The 16286-nt window shown below is 48.5% G+C and carries 16 protein-coding genes; 3 read left to right on the forward strand and 13 right to left on the reverse strand.

Annotation, left to right across the window (positions count from 1 at the left end; genetic code table 11):
• Window positions 1-5: 5 nt before the first annotated feature.
• Both kdpA and kdpB read left to right on the forward strand, forming a co-directional pair.
• On the forward strand, window positions 6-1598 hold the full coding sequence (gene kdpA, locus V4534_05705) for a potassium-transporting ATPase subunit KdpA (GenBank protein MES2504357.1): 1593 nt from the start codon (window positions 6-8) through the stop codon (window positions 1596-1598).
• Window positions 1595-3574, forward strand: a complete 1980-nt coding sequence (gene kdpB, locus V4534_05710) for a potassium-transporting ATPase subunit KdpB (GenBank protein MES2504358.1) — start codon at window positions 1595-1597, stop codon at window positions 3572-3574. Before kdpA ends, kdpB begins: the two co-directional genes overlap by 4 nt.
• A 10-nt stretch (window positions 3575-3584) precedes the next feature.
• Here the strand turns inward: kdpB and V4534_05715 are convergent, their stop codons facing one another.
• The 12 genes from V4534_05715 to tal form a co-directional block, all read right to left on the reverse strand.
• Entirely contained in the window at window positions 3585-4499 is a 915-nt protein-coding gene (locus tag V4534_05715) for a hypothetical protein (protein ID MES2504359.1), read from the reverse strand.
• 188 nt (window positions 4500-4687) lie between these two features.
• Window positions 4688-5515 (reverse strand): flagellar biosynthetic protein FliR, encoded by an 828-nt coding sequence (locus V4534_05720; GenBank protein ID MES2504360.1) that lies wholly within the window; start codon window positions 5513-5515, stop codon window positions 4688-4690.
• Window positions 5516-5517: 2 nt separating this feature from the next.
• Window positions 5518-5793, reverse strand: a complete 276-nt coding sequence (locus V4534_05725) for a flagellar biosynthetic protein FliQ (protein MES2504361.1) — start codon at window positions 5791-5793, stop codon at window positions 5518-5520.
• On the reverse strand, window positions 5790-6563 hold the full coding sequence (sctR, locus tag V4534_05730; GenBank protein MES2504362.1) for a type III secretion system export apparatus subunit SctR: 774 nt from the start codon (window positions 6561-6563) through the stop codon (window positions 5790-5792). The genes V4534_05725 and sctR overlap by 4 nt, the downstream gene beginning before the upstream one ends.
• The gene (locus tag V4534_05735) at window positions 6544-6807 is read right to left on the reverse strand and encodes a flagellar biosynthetic protein FliO (protein ID MES2504363.1); all 264 of its coding nucleotides are present in this window, start codon (window positions 6805-6807) and stop codon (window positions 6544-6546) included. The genes sctR and V4534_05735 overlap by 20 nt, the downstream gene beginning before the upstream one ends.
• A gap of 5 nt (window positions 6808-6812) precedes the next feature.
• Entirely contained in the window at window positions 6813-7046 is a 234-nt protein-coding gene (locus V4534_05740; protein ID MES2504364.1) for a FliM/FliN family flagellar motor switch protein, read from the reverse strand.
• Window positions 7043-7876: a hypothetical protein gene (locus V4534_05745; GenBank protein MES2504365.1), complete on the reverse strand. Its 834-nt coding sequence runs from the start codon at window positions 7874-7876 to the stop codon at window positions 7043-7045. The genes V4534_05740 and V4534_05745 overlap by 4 nt, the downstream gene beginning before the upstream one ends.
• Window positions 7877-7879: 3 nt before the next feature.
• Window positions 7880-8140, reverse strand: coding sequence for a preprotein translocase subunit SecG (secG, locus tag V4534_05750; protein ID MES2504366.1), 261 nt, complete (start codon window positions 8138-8140; stop codon window positions 7880-7882).
• Between the two features lie 8 nt (window positions 8141-8148).
• Window positions 8149-8817, reverse strand: a complete 669-nt coding sequence (gene pgl / locus V4534_05755) for a 6-phosphogluconolactonase (GenBank protein MES2504367.1) — start codon at window positions 8815-8817, stop codon at window positions 8149-8151.
• Entirely contained in the window at window positions 8796-10241 is a 1446-nt protein-coding gene (gene zwf / locus V4534_05760) for a glucose-6-phosphate dehydrogenase (GenBank protein ID MES2504368.1), read from the reverse strand. The genes pgl and zwf overlap by 22 nt, the downstream gene beginning before the upstream one ends.
• On the reverse strand, window positions 10228-11184 hold the full coding sequence (gene gnd / locus V4534_05765) for a decarboxylating 6-phosphogluconate dehydrogenase (GenBank protein ID MES2504369.1): 957 nt from the start codon (window positions 11182-11184) through the stop codon (window positions 10228-10230). Before gnd ends, zwf begins: the two co-directional genes overlap by 14 nt.
• Entirely contained in the window at window positions 11169-13685 is a 2517-nt protein-coding gene (gene tal / locus V4534_05770) for a transaldolase (GenBank protein MES2504370.1), read from the reverse strand. The genes gnd and tal overlap by 16 nt, the downstream gene beginning before the upstream one ends.
• A gap of 68 nt (window positions 13686-13753) precedes the next feature.
• Here tal and V4534_05775 point away from each other — a divergent pair, with 68 nt between their 5' ends.
• Entirely contained in the window at window positions 13754-14809 is a 1056-nt protein-coding gene (locus V4534_05775) for an FUSC family protein (GenBank protein MES2504371.1), read from the forward strand.
• Window positions 14810-15137: 328 nt separating this feature from the next.
• On the opposite strand, the gene ychF is transcribed toward V4534_05775, so the two are convergent.
• Window positions 15138-16244 (reverse strand): redox-regulated ATPase YchF, encoded by a 1107-nt coding sequence (ychF, locus tag V4534_05780; protein MES2504372.1) that lies wholly within the window; start codon window positions 16242-16244, stop codon window positions 15138-15140.
• Window positions 16245-16286: the final 42 nt, after the last annotated feature.

Below are 16286 nucleotides of genomic sequence, written 5' to 3' on the forward strand. Positions count from 1 at the left end.
GATTTATGCATGCTTCGGAGCTCTACTTATTGGGCGTTTTCTTTGCCCTCTTGGTCACCATTTGCCCGATTGTGGGATCCTACTTTTCCTATGTTTTCAATCGCCCTATCCACCCGATAGAAGGGCTATTTTACCGAGCCACCCGCGTCTCGGTCGCGCCCATGAACTGGAAGCAATATTTGTCCGCCCTGCTCATATTTCAGGGGCTTGGACTGCTAACCCTCCTGATCATCCTCCAGTTCAACGCTCGGGGGCGCATTCCCATCGATTTGGCTATTAATATCAGCACCAGTTTCGTCACCAACACTGACTGGCAGGCTTATGCAGGCGAAAGCACGCTCAGCTACTTGTCCCAAACGTTAGGACTAACGGTTCAAAACTTTTTAAGCGCCGCGACTGGATTCGCGGTTTTGCTCGCTTTTATTCGGGGTTTACAACGAAGCGAAACATCCGAATTGGGCAATTTCTGGGTGGATATCACTCGGATTATTTTTTGCGTTTTGCTTCCAGGCGCGTTCATTCTGGCCATTACGTTAGTCAGCCAAGGCGCGATCCAAAACTTTTCAGAGTACATCGAAGCGATCAGCGTAGAAGGCTTTAAGCAGATTTTGCCGATGGGGCCTGCTGCATCTCAAACGGCCATCGCAGTTTTAGGCGGGAACGGCGGGGGCTTTTTCGGGCAGAATTTGACCCACCCTTTTGTGAATCCTAGCGAGCTCAGTAATTTTGTTTTGATGAGCGCGGTTCTGATTCTGCCGGCTGCGCTGGTTTACTTTTACGGGCTGCAGACATCTAAACGCCAGGCCAGGGTTATTATTTGCGTGATGCTGGGGCTCTTTTTATTGTTTTACATCTGCTGCCTCTTTTTCCATTCGAAACTCGGCAGTTTAGAAGGTCAGGAAATTCGATTTAAAACCATTGGCACGCTACTCATGAACACCTTGAGTACCGCAACTTCTAATGGGTCCGTTAATGCGATGCTAGAAAGCCTGTCACCGTTGACCAACGGTTTGATGATGCTTCAAATCATGCTCGGCGAGATTATTTTCGGCGGCGTTGGTTCAGGGCTTTACGGCATGCTACTTTTTGTTTTGCTGACTGTTTTTCTATCTGGCCTCATGATCGGCAGGACGCCCGAGTATTTAGGCAAGAAAATCGAAGCTCCTGAAATGCAGCTGATTTTGGTGGCTATTTTGCTTCCAGGAATTGTTACACTCACGGCTGCTGGCATCACGTGCCTAAAGCTATCCGGAGGGCACAGTCTCTCGCAAATACTTTATGCGTTTACATCGACCACCAATAACAACGGCAGCGCGCTGGGTGGTCTGGATGCTAACACGATGTATTTCAATTTGGCACTTTCCATCACCATGTTGCTCGGGCGGTTTGGGACCATTGTTCCCGTCTTGATGATCGCAGGCATCATGGCGCGCAAAAGATGTCTGGAACCCGAACTTCGCACCTTTGAGACAGACACGTTGCTTTTTGGTGTGTTGCTGGCAAGCGTTATCCTTTTGATCGGGGCGCTGACATTTTTACCTGGCTGGTTTTTGGGACCGCTGCTTGAACAAGTTACTTTGATGGGAGCTCAAAAATGAAAGTCCGATTGCTAAAAAATGCTTCCTTGGGTGCCGTGGTCAAATTAAATCCAGTTCATCTGCTTGGAAATCCGGTCATGCTGCTGACTTGGATCGGTGCCCTGATTTCAACCGTATCTATTTATTGGCACCCTTCAAGTTTTGAAATTCAGATTGCTTTGTGGCTTTGGTTCACCGTTTTGTTCGCCAACTTTGCTGAAAGTTTGGCGGAGTGCGAAGGCAAGGCGCAAGCTAAATCACTGCGAAAAGGCAAAGTCTCGCTTATGGCCCGAAGGTTCAATGGCAGCAAAGAAGAAAGCGTTCCGGCCACATCTCTGCAACGGGGCGATTTGGTCGTTTGCGAAGCGGGCGATGCCATCCCTGCAGATGGCGAAGTTATCGAAGGCATTGCCAGTGTGGATGAATCCGCCATTACCGGGGAGTCGGCACCCGTGATTAGAGAAAGTGGTGGCGATCGAAGCGGTGTTACCGGTGGTACCCGGGTAATCAGCGACAGGCTCGTAATTAGAGTTAGCTCAGAAGCCGGGCAATCTTTTCTAGACCGCATGATCAATATGATCGAAGGCGCGAAGCGTCAAAAGACACCCAACGAACTGGCTTTAAATACGCTGCTGATTGGACTGACAGTGATGCTGTCTTTTTCAGCGCTTAGCTTATGGTGCTTCGGAAGCTATAGCGGCCTCAGCATCTCGGTCACAGCGTTGGTTGCTTTATGGATCTGCTTAATCCCAACGACGATCGGGGGTTTGCTCAGCGCAGTCGGCATCGCGGGCATGGACCGGCTGGTCAAAAAGAATGTCATCGCCAAAAGCGGACGCGCCATCGAGGCAGCTGGCGACACCAATGTCTTGTTATTAGATAAAACCGGCACCATCACCTTGGGAAATCGAATGGCATCAGATTTCCTACCAAGCCTAGGACACACAGCGCGGGACGTCGCCCATGCTGCGGCTTTGGCTTCCCTGTCCGATGAAACCGCCGAAGGGCGCTCAATTTTAGCGCTGGCCGAAGAGAAATTCGATTTTGATCGGACCACTACCGATACCTCTGCCGCTCAGTTTATTGCCTTCTCAGCGAACACGCGCGTCAGTGGCATCGATCTAGCCAACTGCCGAATTCGCAAAGGTGCCATTGATGCCATCAAAATGGAAATTCAAATGCAAAAAGGCGAGTTTCCCGCAGACCTGGAACCGGCCATTATAGCCATTTGCCAAAGTGGTGGAACGCCGTTAGCCGTGCTGAAAGACAACGAAGTGGTAGGTGTCATACATCTGAAAGATATTATTAAAACCGGCATCAAAGAGCGCTTTCAAGAGCTTCATAAGATGGGCATTAAAAGCATTATGATGACCGGCGATAATGCTTTGACCGCTGCTGCGATCGCTGCTGAAGCAGGCATCGGCGATTTCATTGCACAGGCAACGCCAGAGATGAAGCTTTTGCGCATCAAGGAAGAGCAGAGACGCGGATCGTTGGTCACTATGACCGGCGATGGCACGAACGATGCGCCTGCGCTTGCTCAGGCAGATGTAGGCCTGGTGATGGGCTCGGGCACGCAAGCTGCTCGCGAAGCCGGCAATATGGTGGATTTGGATAACGATCCTACTAAAATTCTGGAAGTCGTTACCATTGGTAAGCAGCTATTGATGACCCGCGGGGCATTGACCACTTTTAGCGTTGCCAATGACTTGGCAAAATATTTCGCGATTTTGCCGGCCATGTTTGGCAGTCTGTTTGTCATCGATATCAATATTATGGACCTTGGTTCGAGCGAGAGCGCGATTTTGAGCTCGGTGATTTATAATGCGATTATTATCATGCTACTTATCCCATTGGCCTTGCGAGGCGTGCCCTACCGGCCAATCGCGAGCAACTTATTGCTGCGACATAACTTGATTGTGTATGGCGTGGGTGGCCTAATCGCACCTTTTGTCGGCATCAAACTGATTGATTATGTGGTGCGAGGATGGGTCTAGCGAAACCCTTTTAATTCGAACGTTCCTCTAGCCTCTCCAAATAGACTTGCGCCGATATTCGATGCCCTGACGAATCCTTGTAAGTCACCCGATTCAAGTTGATACCCTGACGTTGCAGAAGGCGCAGACCGTGCAGCGCCTCTTGTGGGCCTGGCTTATAATGGCCACTTTCATTACTAATCTCAACGAGCCTACCATGCTCATCTGTCTCAATAGACCCTCCCCAAATAATAGCGCCCCCACCAAAAAAGCTGGAATGATGGAACTTTCCTTCCTCAGCAAGACCTACATATAACTTCTTGTCGGGCCCCAGTACAAAGATATGTTCCTTGCCCCAGTCCAGCCCAGTCTGAAGCAGCCTTCCGTCTGGATGCGTCAGAAATACTTCATTGTCCTCTTTGGAAAGATGCACCTCATGAGCGGCCCGCTGCGACGGTGTCAAATATTTAATGCGACTGTCCGCATATGTCTCCTTATATGCCCCTCGACCCCTAACTACCGGCGCGGTCGGAGATGCCCCAGCTATGGGGAAACGCTTTTCTAAAGCGCTAAATTGTTCTTCCTGAAAAAGGGACATGCCGCCATGGTTTGCTTTATGCCACTCGGGGAAAGATGCCGAGGTTTCACTGTCTCGCCACTGATTCCACTGCTTTTCAAATTCACCTTTTCCAAGACGATGTTTGGGATCTGCTACTTCGCGCCAGTATTTTTCATCCAACATCTTACCGGGAATACCTTGATCCGCCAGCTCCCGAACACCTTTAGTAATTTTGACCAAATTTCGAAAGCCACGTCTTAATTTTTCTTTCAATGACAACACTTGCGGCTGTCTCTCTTGTGGCGGTGTTCTTGCACCCGTTGGTGTGCTTGCCCCGTCTGGCGTTCCAGCCGCCGGCGGTGTTCGTAGGTCGCGTGGCGTACCCATAGGCACGCCTTGCGAGCTGGTTGTTTGTGATACTCCGGTCTCTGGGCGTAGCGGAGAACTAGCAGGTGAAAACCGATCCCGCGACCCTGGACCTGACGGCAATTGATCTAGTTCAACTCTTGATGCGGAATCAGAAGCAGGTAAACGGAATTTTGTTCTGTCCATTTAATAACTATACATCAAATAGATTAGCCTAAGAGCATAACGACTTTTAAAAAGTGCTCCATTAGCCCTTTGGAAAAATACTCGAACTGAGACAATGTCATAGAAAGCGCTGCGAACGAGATGGCCATGCCGCCAACCGCAATCGCTGGCATCGACAAAAAGTACGCATTAATCTGCGGCGCAATGCGGTTGATTAAACCGAAAGCAATATTAATAATCAAACAAACCGCCACAATCGGCAAAGCCAGTGTCAGGGCGATTTTGAAAATCTCAGCGAGCAAGAACATAAACTCTTGATAAAACGCCACCGAGCCGCCCGTGAAAGGCGGCATTTGGTTAATCGGTACCGAGATAAAGCTCTGAACAACGCCTTCAAAAAAAACTTCATGCAGCCCCGTGGATAAAAACAGAATCAGCGCCAACTGATAATACATGTCCCCATAGGGCGAGCTTCTCTCAGAAGTTTCAGGAACCATTAGCTGCACTTGGTTCGTCCCGCGCACCACATCGATTATTTGCCCAGCCATTTCCACCGCGTAAAATATTTGAGCGGTGACAAAACCCAACGTGAAGCCTACGAAAACTTCTTTGATCATCATCAACAAGTAAGGCATCAAACTGCCTGGGACGGTCCCGTGAAGATTACTGGTCGCCAGCGGCCAAACAAGAGCCGAAAGCATGATGGCAATACCAACTCGAACCGGACCAGGCGCGTTTTTCGACCCCAAAAAAGGGATCAGCGTTACCATCGATATCATTCGAGCGGCTATTAATGAAAACAGGATCAAGGCATGACCCTGAGACACATCCTTGGTGAATGCAGCAATCAGTGCGTTTAAAAATGCCTGCATGATTAACCTAGCGGGATGGTGTAAAACTCACCCAAGCACCTGGTGGCAAATTTGAGCATCAAACCCCCAACCCAACCACCCGAAATGGCAATAGCCAAGTACACGAACACCATTTTAGGCGCAAAGCTCAAGGTCTGCTCTTGAATCTGAGTGGTTGCAGAAAACAGAGCGACTGCCAGTCCGACCACCAAACTCGCCACAATCGAAGGTGCCGAAATCAGAATGGTCAACAAAATCGCCTCGTTGGTCAGCTGTGCAACATAGGCTCCAATGTTCATAGCTGATATCCTAGCACGAGACCTTTGGTGATGAGGTACCAACCGTCCACCATCACAAAGAGCAACAGCTTAAACGGCAAACTGATCATGGTGGGCGCAAGCATCTGCATGCCTAAAGCCATCAAAATATTCGACACCGCCATGTCAATAACCATGAACGGCAAGAAAATCATGAAACCGATTTGAAACGCCTTGGTAAGCTCCGAAATCACAAACGCAGGAACCAAGATAATATAATCATCGATCGACAAGGCAGCGCGGTCTTCCGCTTTGCGAATTTTTTGTGCGATGCGATAAAACAGCTGAACGTTCTTTTCTGAGGCCTGGTTTCTTAAAAACTCTTTCATCGGCGCTTCAGCAGCAGTCATCGCTTTAAACAGCAAATCAACGTTGGCTTTGTCAAAAAACTCGCTATTTTGATGGTGCATGAATTTTTGTGAGTTTTTGTAAATCTGGAGTCCAACCGGCTGCATCACATAAACGGTCAATAAAATCGCAAGACCTGTAATCACCGTCGTTGGCGGCGCCTGTTGCATGCCCACGGCTTGACGCGTGATCGAAAGCACCACAGCGATCTTGACGAAGCTCGTGACCATCATGCCAACAAAAGGAAGCAACGATATGGCCACCATGCCGATCATGAGCATCAAAGGCTTCGAACTAATGCCCCCACCACCGGCGAGAGCTTGAATGCCACTCATATCTGCCGATTGCGCAAATACACTTTGGGAAAGCAGCAGACAAAACAGCTTAAAGAGAAGATTTTTCATTCAATTCACAAACGAGAGAAACCCCGTTTTCACTCCCGGCCAACACAAAGTCACGTCCTCGAATTTCCACGATGTAGATACTTCGTCGCGGCTCTAACGCCAAACGTTCTTTTAAAACCATGGTGGCGGAGCGCTGATGTTTTGCCAACCAACGGCCCATGACTTTATTGAGTAAGAAATAAGCTAACGCGACCACTGCTGCGAGCATGGTCGCAATTTGAAGAAGCGCCCAAACAAGTTCCACTGGATTTAAGCCCCAATCAAGGACAGGACTTTAACCCCAAGCTTTCCTTCGACTTCCACCAGCTCACCTTGGCCGATGCTTTTGCCACTAATGGTCAGCTCCACAGGCTCACCCGAGGTCTTTTTAAGCTCAACCACCTGCCCTGTTTGAAGGGCACCAATTTGCTGCAAATTGAGCGGCAGACGTGCCAACTCAACGACAAGTGGCATTGCAATACTTTGCTTTAAATCTTCGGTCATGACAGTTCCTTGGCGTTTTCAATTTGGGACACAGAAAAGGTGTATTGATTTGACTCAGACAGACCGAGTTGCCCCTGCAAACTGGCCGACGCTGGCGAGCCTATTTTAGCAGTCGCTTGCCCTGAAATAACTTTGTCAGTCAGTTTCAAAGATGCGGCATCCAGCATAATGATATCACCAGCTTCTAAACCTTGCAGATCGCCAGAGGTCATCTCCACTGAAGCAATCTCGATAACCAGGGGCAGCTCGGCCCAGGCTGTTCTGCTGGCAGCACGTTCCGCAATCACGCTCGCGGCTGGCGGATTGATGTCAGCCAAAGATTTAAGCAGCGTTTCCGATACCCAAATCCTAACAAAAGAGTTTTGATCGCCCAAACCCAGTGTCAGAGACAAGCAGAGTGACCCTGCGGGCGGCACCTCATTTTGATCGCTCAGCTGAAACGACTCTTTGGTCGAATCAAACAATTTGGCGAGCAAATAGAGCGCTACGCCTTTTTCCAAATCCGAAAGTTTAGGATCGAGGCTTTCTGGAGCTGCCTGAGTGATGGTTTTGTAAACCAGCGTCTGCAGCACTTTGGTGTCCAACTCAATCCAAAATAGACCCGCGGCCGGAGCCCATGTCGCTGCGAACAAACTGCCTGTTATTTCAGGGCTTTTTTCAAAAGAAAGTCGTTTGTAATCAAGATGCGCAGGCAAACTTGACGTTTCAGCAAGGGATTTTTCGACGGGAGCGATTAATCCAAGCAATTGAGCAGCCATTCCCGAGGCCGCGCTGATTAAATTACAGAGTTGTACGTCACCTTTGCTGAGCCTAGGCAAGTTTTGTAGCATAAGTTAGTTAGAAACCTTGTCGAGCACGGAAGCAACGTGTGACGACATCAAGGACAAAGCCAGATTTGTAATCATAAACGCTGCGGCAGCACCGAAGGTCAACTTGCTTAAGAAAGTGTTAGCGCCGCGACCACCGAAAGTAGTGTCTGAACCGGAGCCGCCAAAAGCTGCACTAGAACCACCCTTGTTACCTGGTTGTAATAGAACAACCAAGATCATGAAAACTGCGACCACGACCTGAAGAATAATCAAAAATGCCAGCATGCGGAAGTTTATATCGCATGGGCCAATATTTCACAAGCCCGAATCAATTGGCATGGGTATTTCAGCGGTAATTCAGGCTCCTGCATGATGTATTCAAGCACAGGCTTTTTCGAAGCACCCGAAACCAAAAATCTGATCTGATGCGCCGTATTAATAAAATTCGGAAGCAACGAAATCCGATAGCCGCCCAGCTTATGCACATAAAAAGCCGACACTTTCTGATTTTCAGGAACCAAAATCCCCGGAAAAATCGATGCCGTATGACCATCTGCACCGATACCCAAATAGACCAAATCAAAACGCATATCACCGATATGATTTTCATAAGCCTTAGCCGCCTCATGTGGATCAGGTTGGTCTGTATTAATCGAGTGGATATTCGGATTCGGAAGATTAATATGACAAAACAAACTCTTTTGAACCATGGCAAAGTTGCTCATGGGATCCACGTGAGAGACATATCTTTCATCACCAAAGTAGAAATGCACTTTAGTCCAATCAATATCAAGTTTGACCAAAGCTTCATAAATTGCCTTAGGCGTACCGCCTCCAGATAGTGCTACAGAGAATTTACCTCTCGCAGCAATAGCGTCTGTCGCTAGCCGCATGAAATCAGCAACCGCGTGATCGATAAACTCTTGTTCCGAAGGAAACTCTATGAGGGTATATTTCGCCATTTACGACCGTCTCGCTCCATTAAATCAGTGGCTTCCGCCGGCCCCCATGAGCCTGAAGTATAATTAGGAAAATTCCTAGGTTGCAGCGCACTCCAAACATCTAAAATTGGTTGCACCACCCGCCAGCCGGATTCCACCATGTCAGCTCTTTGGAACAAGGTTCGATCGCCCATCATGCAATCATATAACAAAGTCTCATAACCCGTACCCGGCCTAGAACCAAAGTAGTCTTTATACTGAAACTTCATGTTCACATCGCCGAGTCGGACAATAGGGCCTGGAACCTTAGCACCGAATCTCAAGGAAATGCCCTCTTCCGGTTGGACATGAATGACCAACAAATTAGGGGATAAATTAGCAACTTGAGTTTCTTTAAACATAATAGCAGGTGGTGTTTTAAACTGAATCGCAATTTCGGTAGCTCTCAGCGGCAACTTCTTTCCTGTTCTAATATAAAAAGGCACGCCTGCCCAGCGCCAATTTTCCACCATTAATCTCATGGCGACAAAAGTCTCTACATTTGATCCTGGATTCACATCAGGGGAAGAGCGATAATCTTTATACTGTCCACGAACGGTATAACGCAAAACATCTTCAGGTTTGAGCTCTTGCACCGCCCTTAGCACCTTGGACTTCTCATCGCGCACGGCGTCTGCATCCAGTGAAATCGGTGGTTCCATGGCGACATAACTCAGCAGCTGAAAAATATGATTGGGTATCATATCTTTTAAAGCGCCAGCCGTTTCATAATAATTGCCGCGGGTCTCTACGCCCAACTTTTCAGCCACCGTGATTTGGACATGATCAACGTAAGTTCGGTTCCAAATCGGCTCGAAGATGCCATTCGCAAAGCGAAAGGCCAGCAAATTTTGCACGGTCTCTTTGCCCAAGTAATGATCAATGCGGAAAATCTGACTTTCTTTCAAAATGGCGCGAATGTCATGGTTCAGCTTTTTAGCGCTTTCCAAATCGTTACCAAACGGCTTTTCAATCACCACTTTGCGCCAAGGGCCAGGGCTCTCCTCTTGGATCAACTGCGCGTCACCCAATTGCTGGATCACCGGCAAAAAGAATTTGGGCGGCACCGCCAAATAAAACACATGATTGCGTTCAGGACTTAAAGTCGCTTTGAGCGTCTCATAGGTTTTTCCATCCGTTAAATCGCCTTGCACAAAATGCGTGCGCTCGAGCAGCGCCATGCCGTATGCCTTGGAATCTGGGTCGGTCACGAATTGGTCCAAGTTGTCTTTTAAGTAAGCTCTAAATCCTTCGGTGGTGTAATCTGCGCGCGCAACACCAATCAGCTTGAAAGTATCTCTTAAAAGCCCAGCGGCACCTAGATTACACAGGGCCGGCAGCAAGAGCCTTTTGGTCAGGTCTCCCGCCGCGCCCATAATCACCATTTCACAATCATTTGCTTGCATTCTCGACATGTCCCCCAAACTGAAAGCGCATCGCTGACAGGATTTTTTCAGCAAAGCTGTGTTCCTGTCTCGACCTAAATCTCTTAAATAGCGCCGTAGCCAAAACTTCGGCGGATACTCCCGATTCCACCGCAGCCTGAATGGTCCAGCGACCCTCTCCAGAATCAGCCACATTGCCAGAATATGCCTGAAGCTCTGTATCTCCCTGCAAAGCAATTGCCGTCAGATCAAGCAGCCATGAACCAATCACACTACCACGACGCCAAACTTCGGCGATTTCTTTTAGATCTAATTCAAACTCGCCTGCGCCTTTTAGAATATCAAATCCCTCAGCATATGCCTGCATGACACCATATTCAATTCCATTATGAATCATTTTGACAAAATGCCCAGAACCAACTGGCCCACAATGCAAATAACCTTGTTCACTGGCACTTAAATCACCATCTCTGCCGCGCGTTCTCTCAATGCTCCCCGTTCCAGGTGCCAAGGTTTTGAAAATAGGTTCAGCGCGCTTAAACGCATCCTTGGGACCGCCGATCATCAGACAATAGCCTCGATCCTTGCCCCAAACCCCGCCGCTGGTACCAACATCCATAAAATGAATGCCCTTAGCGCCCAAAACTTCTGCATGCTTCATGTCATCGCGATAATAAGAATTACCGCCATCGATGACAATATCGCCAGCAGACAACACGCCCGCCAATGAATCCATGGTTTGATGCGTTGCTTCCCCGGCAGGCACCATCACCCAAACAACCCGAGGCGACTGAAGCTTTGAGGCAAGCTCAGCCAAAGTATAGGCACCACCAACACCTGCGGCCTCAATCTTTTCAACATTGGCACGGCTCAAATCAAAGCCAACGCATTCATGGCCGCCTGCTTTCAATCGCTCAGCCATGTTTGCGCCCATTTTACCCAAACCAATCATACCAATTTGCATAGAGTCTCCCAAGATATTGAAATCACTCGGCGCCCGCGCGCCTTCAAAACGTTAAAATCGCCCAAAGCCTGTGCGTGCTTTACTTGATCAAATCCATAAGATTTGCCCGGCACAGCCAGATCAGTCGTCGCGTCGCTTACCACCTGCAAAAACACGCCGGAGTCCGGTCCGCCTTTATGCAGCTGCCCAGTCGAATGCAAAAACCTCGGTCCAAAACCCAAAGTGGTCGCTACTTTTTTTAAATCACGCACTTTCATGCGATACTTTTGCAGCGTTGCACGCGTGGCTGCATTCATCGGCACAAAAGCCTGAATCGCAAAATAATCGCCCGGCTTAACGCTGGATAACAAATCTCGAACATCGCGTTCACTCCCCTTTGGGATCGCCGGCACCGACGGTTGCTCCATGAGTCGTCTAGCTTCAACTTTAGCAGCCTCAACATCGGGCTGATCAAACGCGTTAATGCCCAAAACTTCGCCCGCAACGGCCGTGGCAACTTCCCAGCGATAAAACTCAGCGCCTAAGTGATGTTTGCTAGCCACGTTGATCCGAAACACGGGATGCCCAGCTCGCTCAAAGGCCTCGACAGTATGCTCCATAGACGCATCATTGCCCAGCTGCACGTAAACAAAAGCTCTATCTGAAGCGTACAAATGGGGTGCGCCAATCGATTCACCGACAACCGGAATCAATCCTTTTCCTTGCTTACCGGTAGACTCAGCCAACAACTGCTCAACCCAATCCCCCAGCGGCTCGAGCTCTTTAGATGTGATTAAAGTGACTTTATCGCGAGATTTCAAAGCCCAATTACCCAGAAATAAACCGAGCCTTGCGCCAGGGTTATCCAGCGCATCCATTTTCATGCAGACCTGCCGCATCGAAAGCGCGTGTTCAAGTTGCTGAGCAGTATCAACCCCCATCAAAGCCGCGGGCACCAGCCCGAAATTCGACAAGGCTGAATATCTGCCGCCAATGGATTTTACGCCCGGGTAGATAGATAAAAAGCCTTTCTCTTGAGCCACACGCTCGAGCGCAGAGCCCGGGTCAGTAATCGCAATAAACTGCTTCGGATTTTTAGCCTTTGCAACAAAGTAATCAAAAAAGATATTGGGCTCGAGCGTGCTGCCAGATTTACTCGACACGATAAACATCGTATTTTTGACATCAATCTGCCTCTCAATATCAGCAATCTGCTCCGGATCCGTAGAATCCAGTACATGAAAACCGCCAAAGGGCCCGCAAATACGATTCATCACATCCGGCGCTAAACTAGAGCCCCCCATCCCCAAAAGCACCAGCGAAGGACTATCCTCCCTTTGCAAAAGGGAGGTCGGGAGGGATTTTTCTCCACCAGTTAAAATAACATCTAGCCACCCTAGCCATTCGTTATTTTTTTTTTGCTCCCAGAGATTTGGGAGTGGATGTTCGGCTTGCGGATATTTCGCCGCGATAGCGGCCAGCATCTTGTCAAACGGCTCAACAAATAGCTTAATCCCATCGCTCAAAAGTTTATCGGTCACCGCATCAAAATCCACACCCGCCGCTTTTAAATCGCTCATCACTTGCCGAGCAGCGCCCAAATCTAGCTCAAGGGTTGATTTAGCTTTGCCGTGGTCCAAAAACGCTTCATAGGTTGCAGGCGGAATGGTATTCACTGTTTCAGGGCCAACCAACTCTTCGACATATAAAACATCCGAATAAGCCGGATTCTTGGTGCCCGTGCTAGCCCAAAGCAAGCGTTGCGGCTTTGCACCCAAAACTTCAAGGGTTTTAAATCGCTCACTGGCGTAAAACTTTTTATAATATTGGTAAGTCAGCTTAGCATTGGCAATCGCTGCTTTCCCTTGCAGCTCTTGTGGAGCCACTTTATCTACCGCCGAGTCAATGCGGCTAATGAAAAAGCTGGCCACACTGGCAATGTTAGAAATCGTCAGTTTATGCTTGGCTCGGTATTCTAAACCGCTAACAAAAGCCTCTGCTACATCGGCGTACATTTTCTCTGAAAATAGCAAGGTCACATTGACGTTAATGCCATCTGCGATTAACTGCCGGATCACCGGCACACATTCAGGCGTTGCGGGTACCTTGATCATGACATTGGACCTGTTCACCCGGGCCCATAAACGTCTAGCTTCAGCCAAAGTACCCTCGGCATCTTGCGCCAGATGCGGCGAGACTTCCAAGCTCACATACCCATCTCGGCCAGCCGTATCTTCATAAGTCGATGTAAAAACATCGGCAGCGTCTTGCACGTCTCGAATCGCCAAAGCTTCGTATAAATCTACCGGCCGCTGCACCTGCTGCGCATTTTGCTCACTCAAAAAGGCATCGTATTCATTGCCGGAAGCCACCGCTTTTTCAAAAATCGCAGGATTGGAAGTCACACCGCGCAAGCCACCCGCGATCATCTGCTTCAATTTTCCCGAGGTCATCAGTCCGCGTTGAATAAAATCTAACCAAATAGATTGGCCCTCTTCAGCCAGCTTTTGAATGGAATTCATAAGCCCAACTGTAAGCGATAATCAGAATTTTGTCCAAGCCATCACCCATTTTGTGCTTTGATAATGATATGCATCTTGTGAAACCCGAAATTGGTTACAAACCTTACGCCATTGAGGCGCTCAAGGCGGTAATTATCTGTGGCTTAAGCTTTGGTCTATTGCAGCTCTTAGGCATTCAAGGCCGTCAGCTTGCAATGGGGCTCATGATCGTCGCCCAGACTTCCTTCGCTGTTTTCTTTGTACCGCCATATCACTTTCCGATTCGGGCGATGGCATTCCCGTTTATTGGACTGAGCGCCATTGCTGGCGGAATTGCTGGGCACTATATACCTTTTGCCGCGCCCGCGCTGACCATCATCGCTGCAGCAGCGACATTTTACTATATATTCATCAATTCGATTCGAGTGATTTGCATTAATGTTGTTTTGGTGTTTATGATCTTCGCCTATTTTCCAACGCCTATCGAGTTGGCAGGCGTTTACTTATGGCAATGGTTCTTGCCGGGCATATTATTTACCGTATGGCATTGGTTAGCCTACCGCCGCCATCGATACACGGAAATCTCGCTACCAATTCTCGAGAGCAACGAAAGAGACAGGCTCTTATCAACTGTCGTTTGTCTGGTTTCGCTGGGCATTGCATACACAGTTACCGCGCTTTTACCCACGCGTTTTCACAGTATGCATGTCTATTGGATCCCGATGGTTTGTCTTCTGGTGACTCAAGTTACGGTGTCTTCAACCACAACTTACGTCAAACAACGCATCAGCATGAACATCTTAGGCGCCGGTATCGCGGCGATCCTATTTTACGTCATCTCAATGCCCTATTGGTTAGCCATCACGCTGTTGGTGGCTTTATTTTATCTTTGCCTATTTTTCATGTTCTCATACAAGCACCGGACGTTTTGCGTGACCGTGATGATGGTCGGCATCTACCATATTTTACAACATGCAACCGCAGTGGTTATGATGGATCGGGTCGTTTTCACTATTATCGCAGGCAGCATCGTCTTGGTCGTATCATTTGTGACCTACGCCATTGTGCTTAAATTTCAGCAGCCTGCACATTCACCCGTTTCGCTCCCAGCCTCACAAATGCGACAGGCACAATCAGGCAAATAGGCAACCGTGTAGAGCAAAGAGCTTGCCGCGGCACCTAACGCGCCGTACTTAAATACAGTCAACGTGTCATGGTCTCCTGCGTCTCGCATATAAATTTTGCGAGTCAAAACCATAAAAGCAGGAATCACTGGCGAAAAATAAGCCAAGGTCTGCCCGCAAGAGATCCAAGCAGGCACCCAACGTTTGGGCTGAGGTTCCCGGAGGCACCGCACAACCAGGGTAGTATTATCAGCCAAAACGGCAATACAAAGCAAAAAAACAAGAAAAAAGGCGTGCATTGAGCACGTAACACTCGAAAGTGCACATGCCTTTCCGCGCACCTCACATATTAGACATTAAATTTAAAATGCATCACATCGCCGTCTCTAACGACATACTCTTTACCTTCGAGTTTAATAGCGCCGGCTGAGCGACAACCCGATTCGCCTTGATGCTTAACGAAATCTTCCCACCAAATGACATCTGCTTTAATAAAGCCTCGTTCGAAGTCGGAATGGATCACGCCTGCTGCCCCTGGGGCCTTACAACCTACAGGAATCGTCCATGCGCGAACCTCTTTTACCCCTGCAGTTAAATAAGTTTGTAGATTTAAAAGTTTAAACGCTGCTTTAATAATGCGATCCAGCCCGGAAGTTTCGAGCCCAAGTTCTTTAAGAAAATCGCTACGTTCATCGGGCTTGAGATGTGCAAGCTCTTCTTCGATCTTGGCGCAGACAGTGACAACTTGGTCCTTTCTACCAGCGGCAAAATCCATCAGATTCTTCAAATGCGGATTTTTCTCAGGCGAAAAGCCATCCTCATCCACATTGGCAACAAATAGCGTCGGCTTCGCAGTTAACAGATGCAAGTCGCGAAATGCGTTTAACAAATCTTCATCTTCGCGATTAAAATCAAAAGTTCTGGCAGGTAAATTATTGTTCAAGTGTGCCAGCAAGTTTTCGCACATAGCGGCAACTTTTTTAGCTACAGGATTTTGGCCCCTCGCGGCTTTGGCCGCCCGATCTAGACCCTTGGTGCAAGAATCCATATCGGCGAGCACCAACTCCGTTTCAATGGTCTGCAAATCGCGAACTGGGTCAATGATGTTGTCCACATGGATGATATTTTCATCTTCGAAGCATCGCACCACATGGCAGATGGCGTCCGTTTCACGAATGTGGCTCAGGAATTTGTTGCCAAGCCCTTCGCCCTGACTGGCGCCCTTCACCAAACCAGCAATGTCCACAAACTTCATGCTAGCCGGCAATATTTTTTCCGGATGTACAACCCCTGCCAGCGCATCAAGCCGATGATCAGGCACATCCACCACGCCAACATTGGGCTCAATGGTGCAAAAAGGATAATTTGCAGATTCGGCCTGAGCTGAAGTCAAACAATTAAAAAGCGTACTTTTACCAACGTTGGGCAGGCCAACAATACCACAAGAAAGTGCCATAAGACGGCCAATCTAATATCAACAACCGCCAAATGCAAACGG

Source organism: Myxococcota bacterium, from assembly GCA_040387835.1.
GTDB lineage: Bacteria > Myxococcota > UBA727 > UBA727 > JABDBI01 > JAZKCZ01.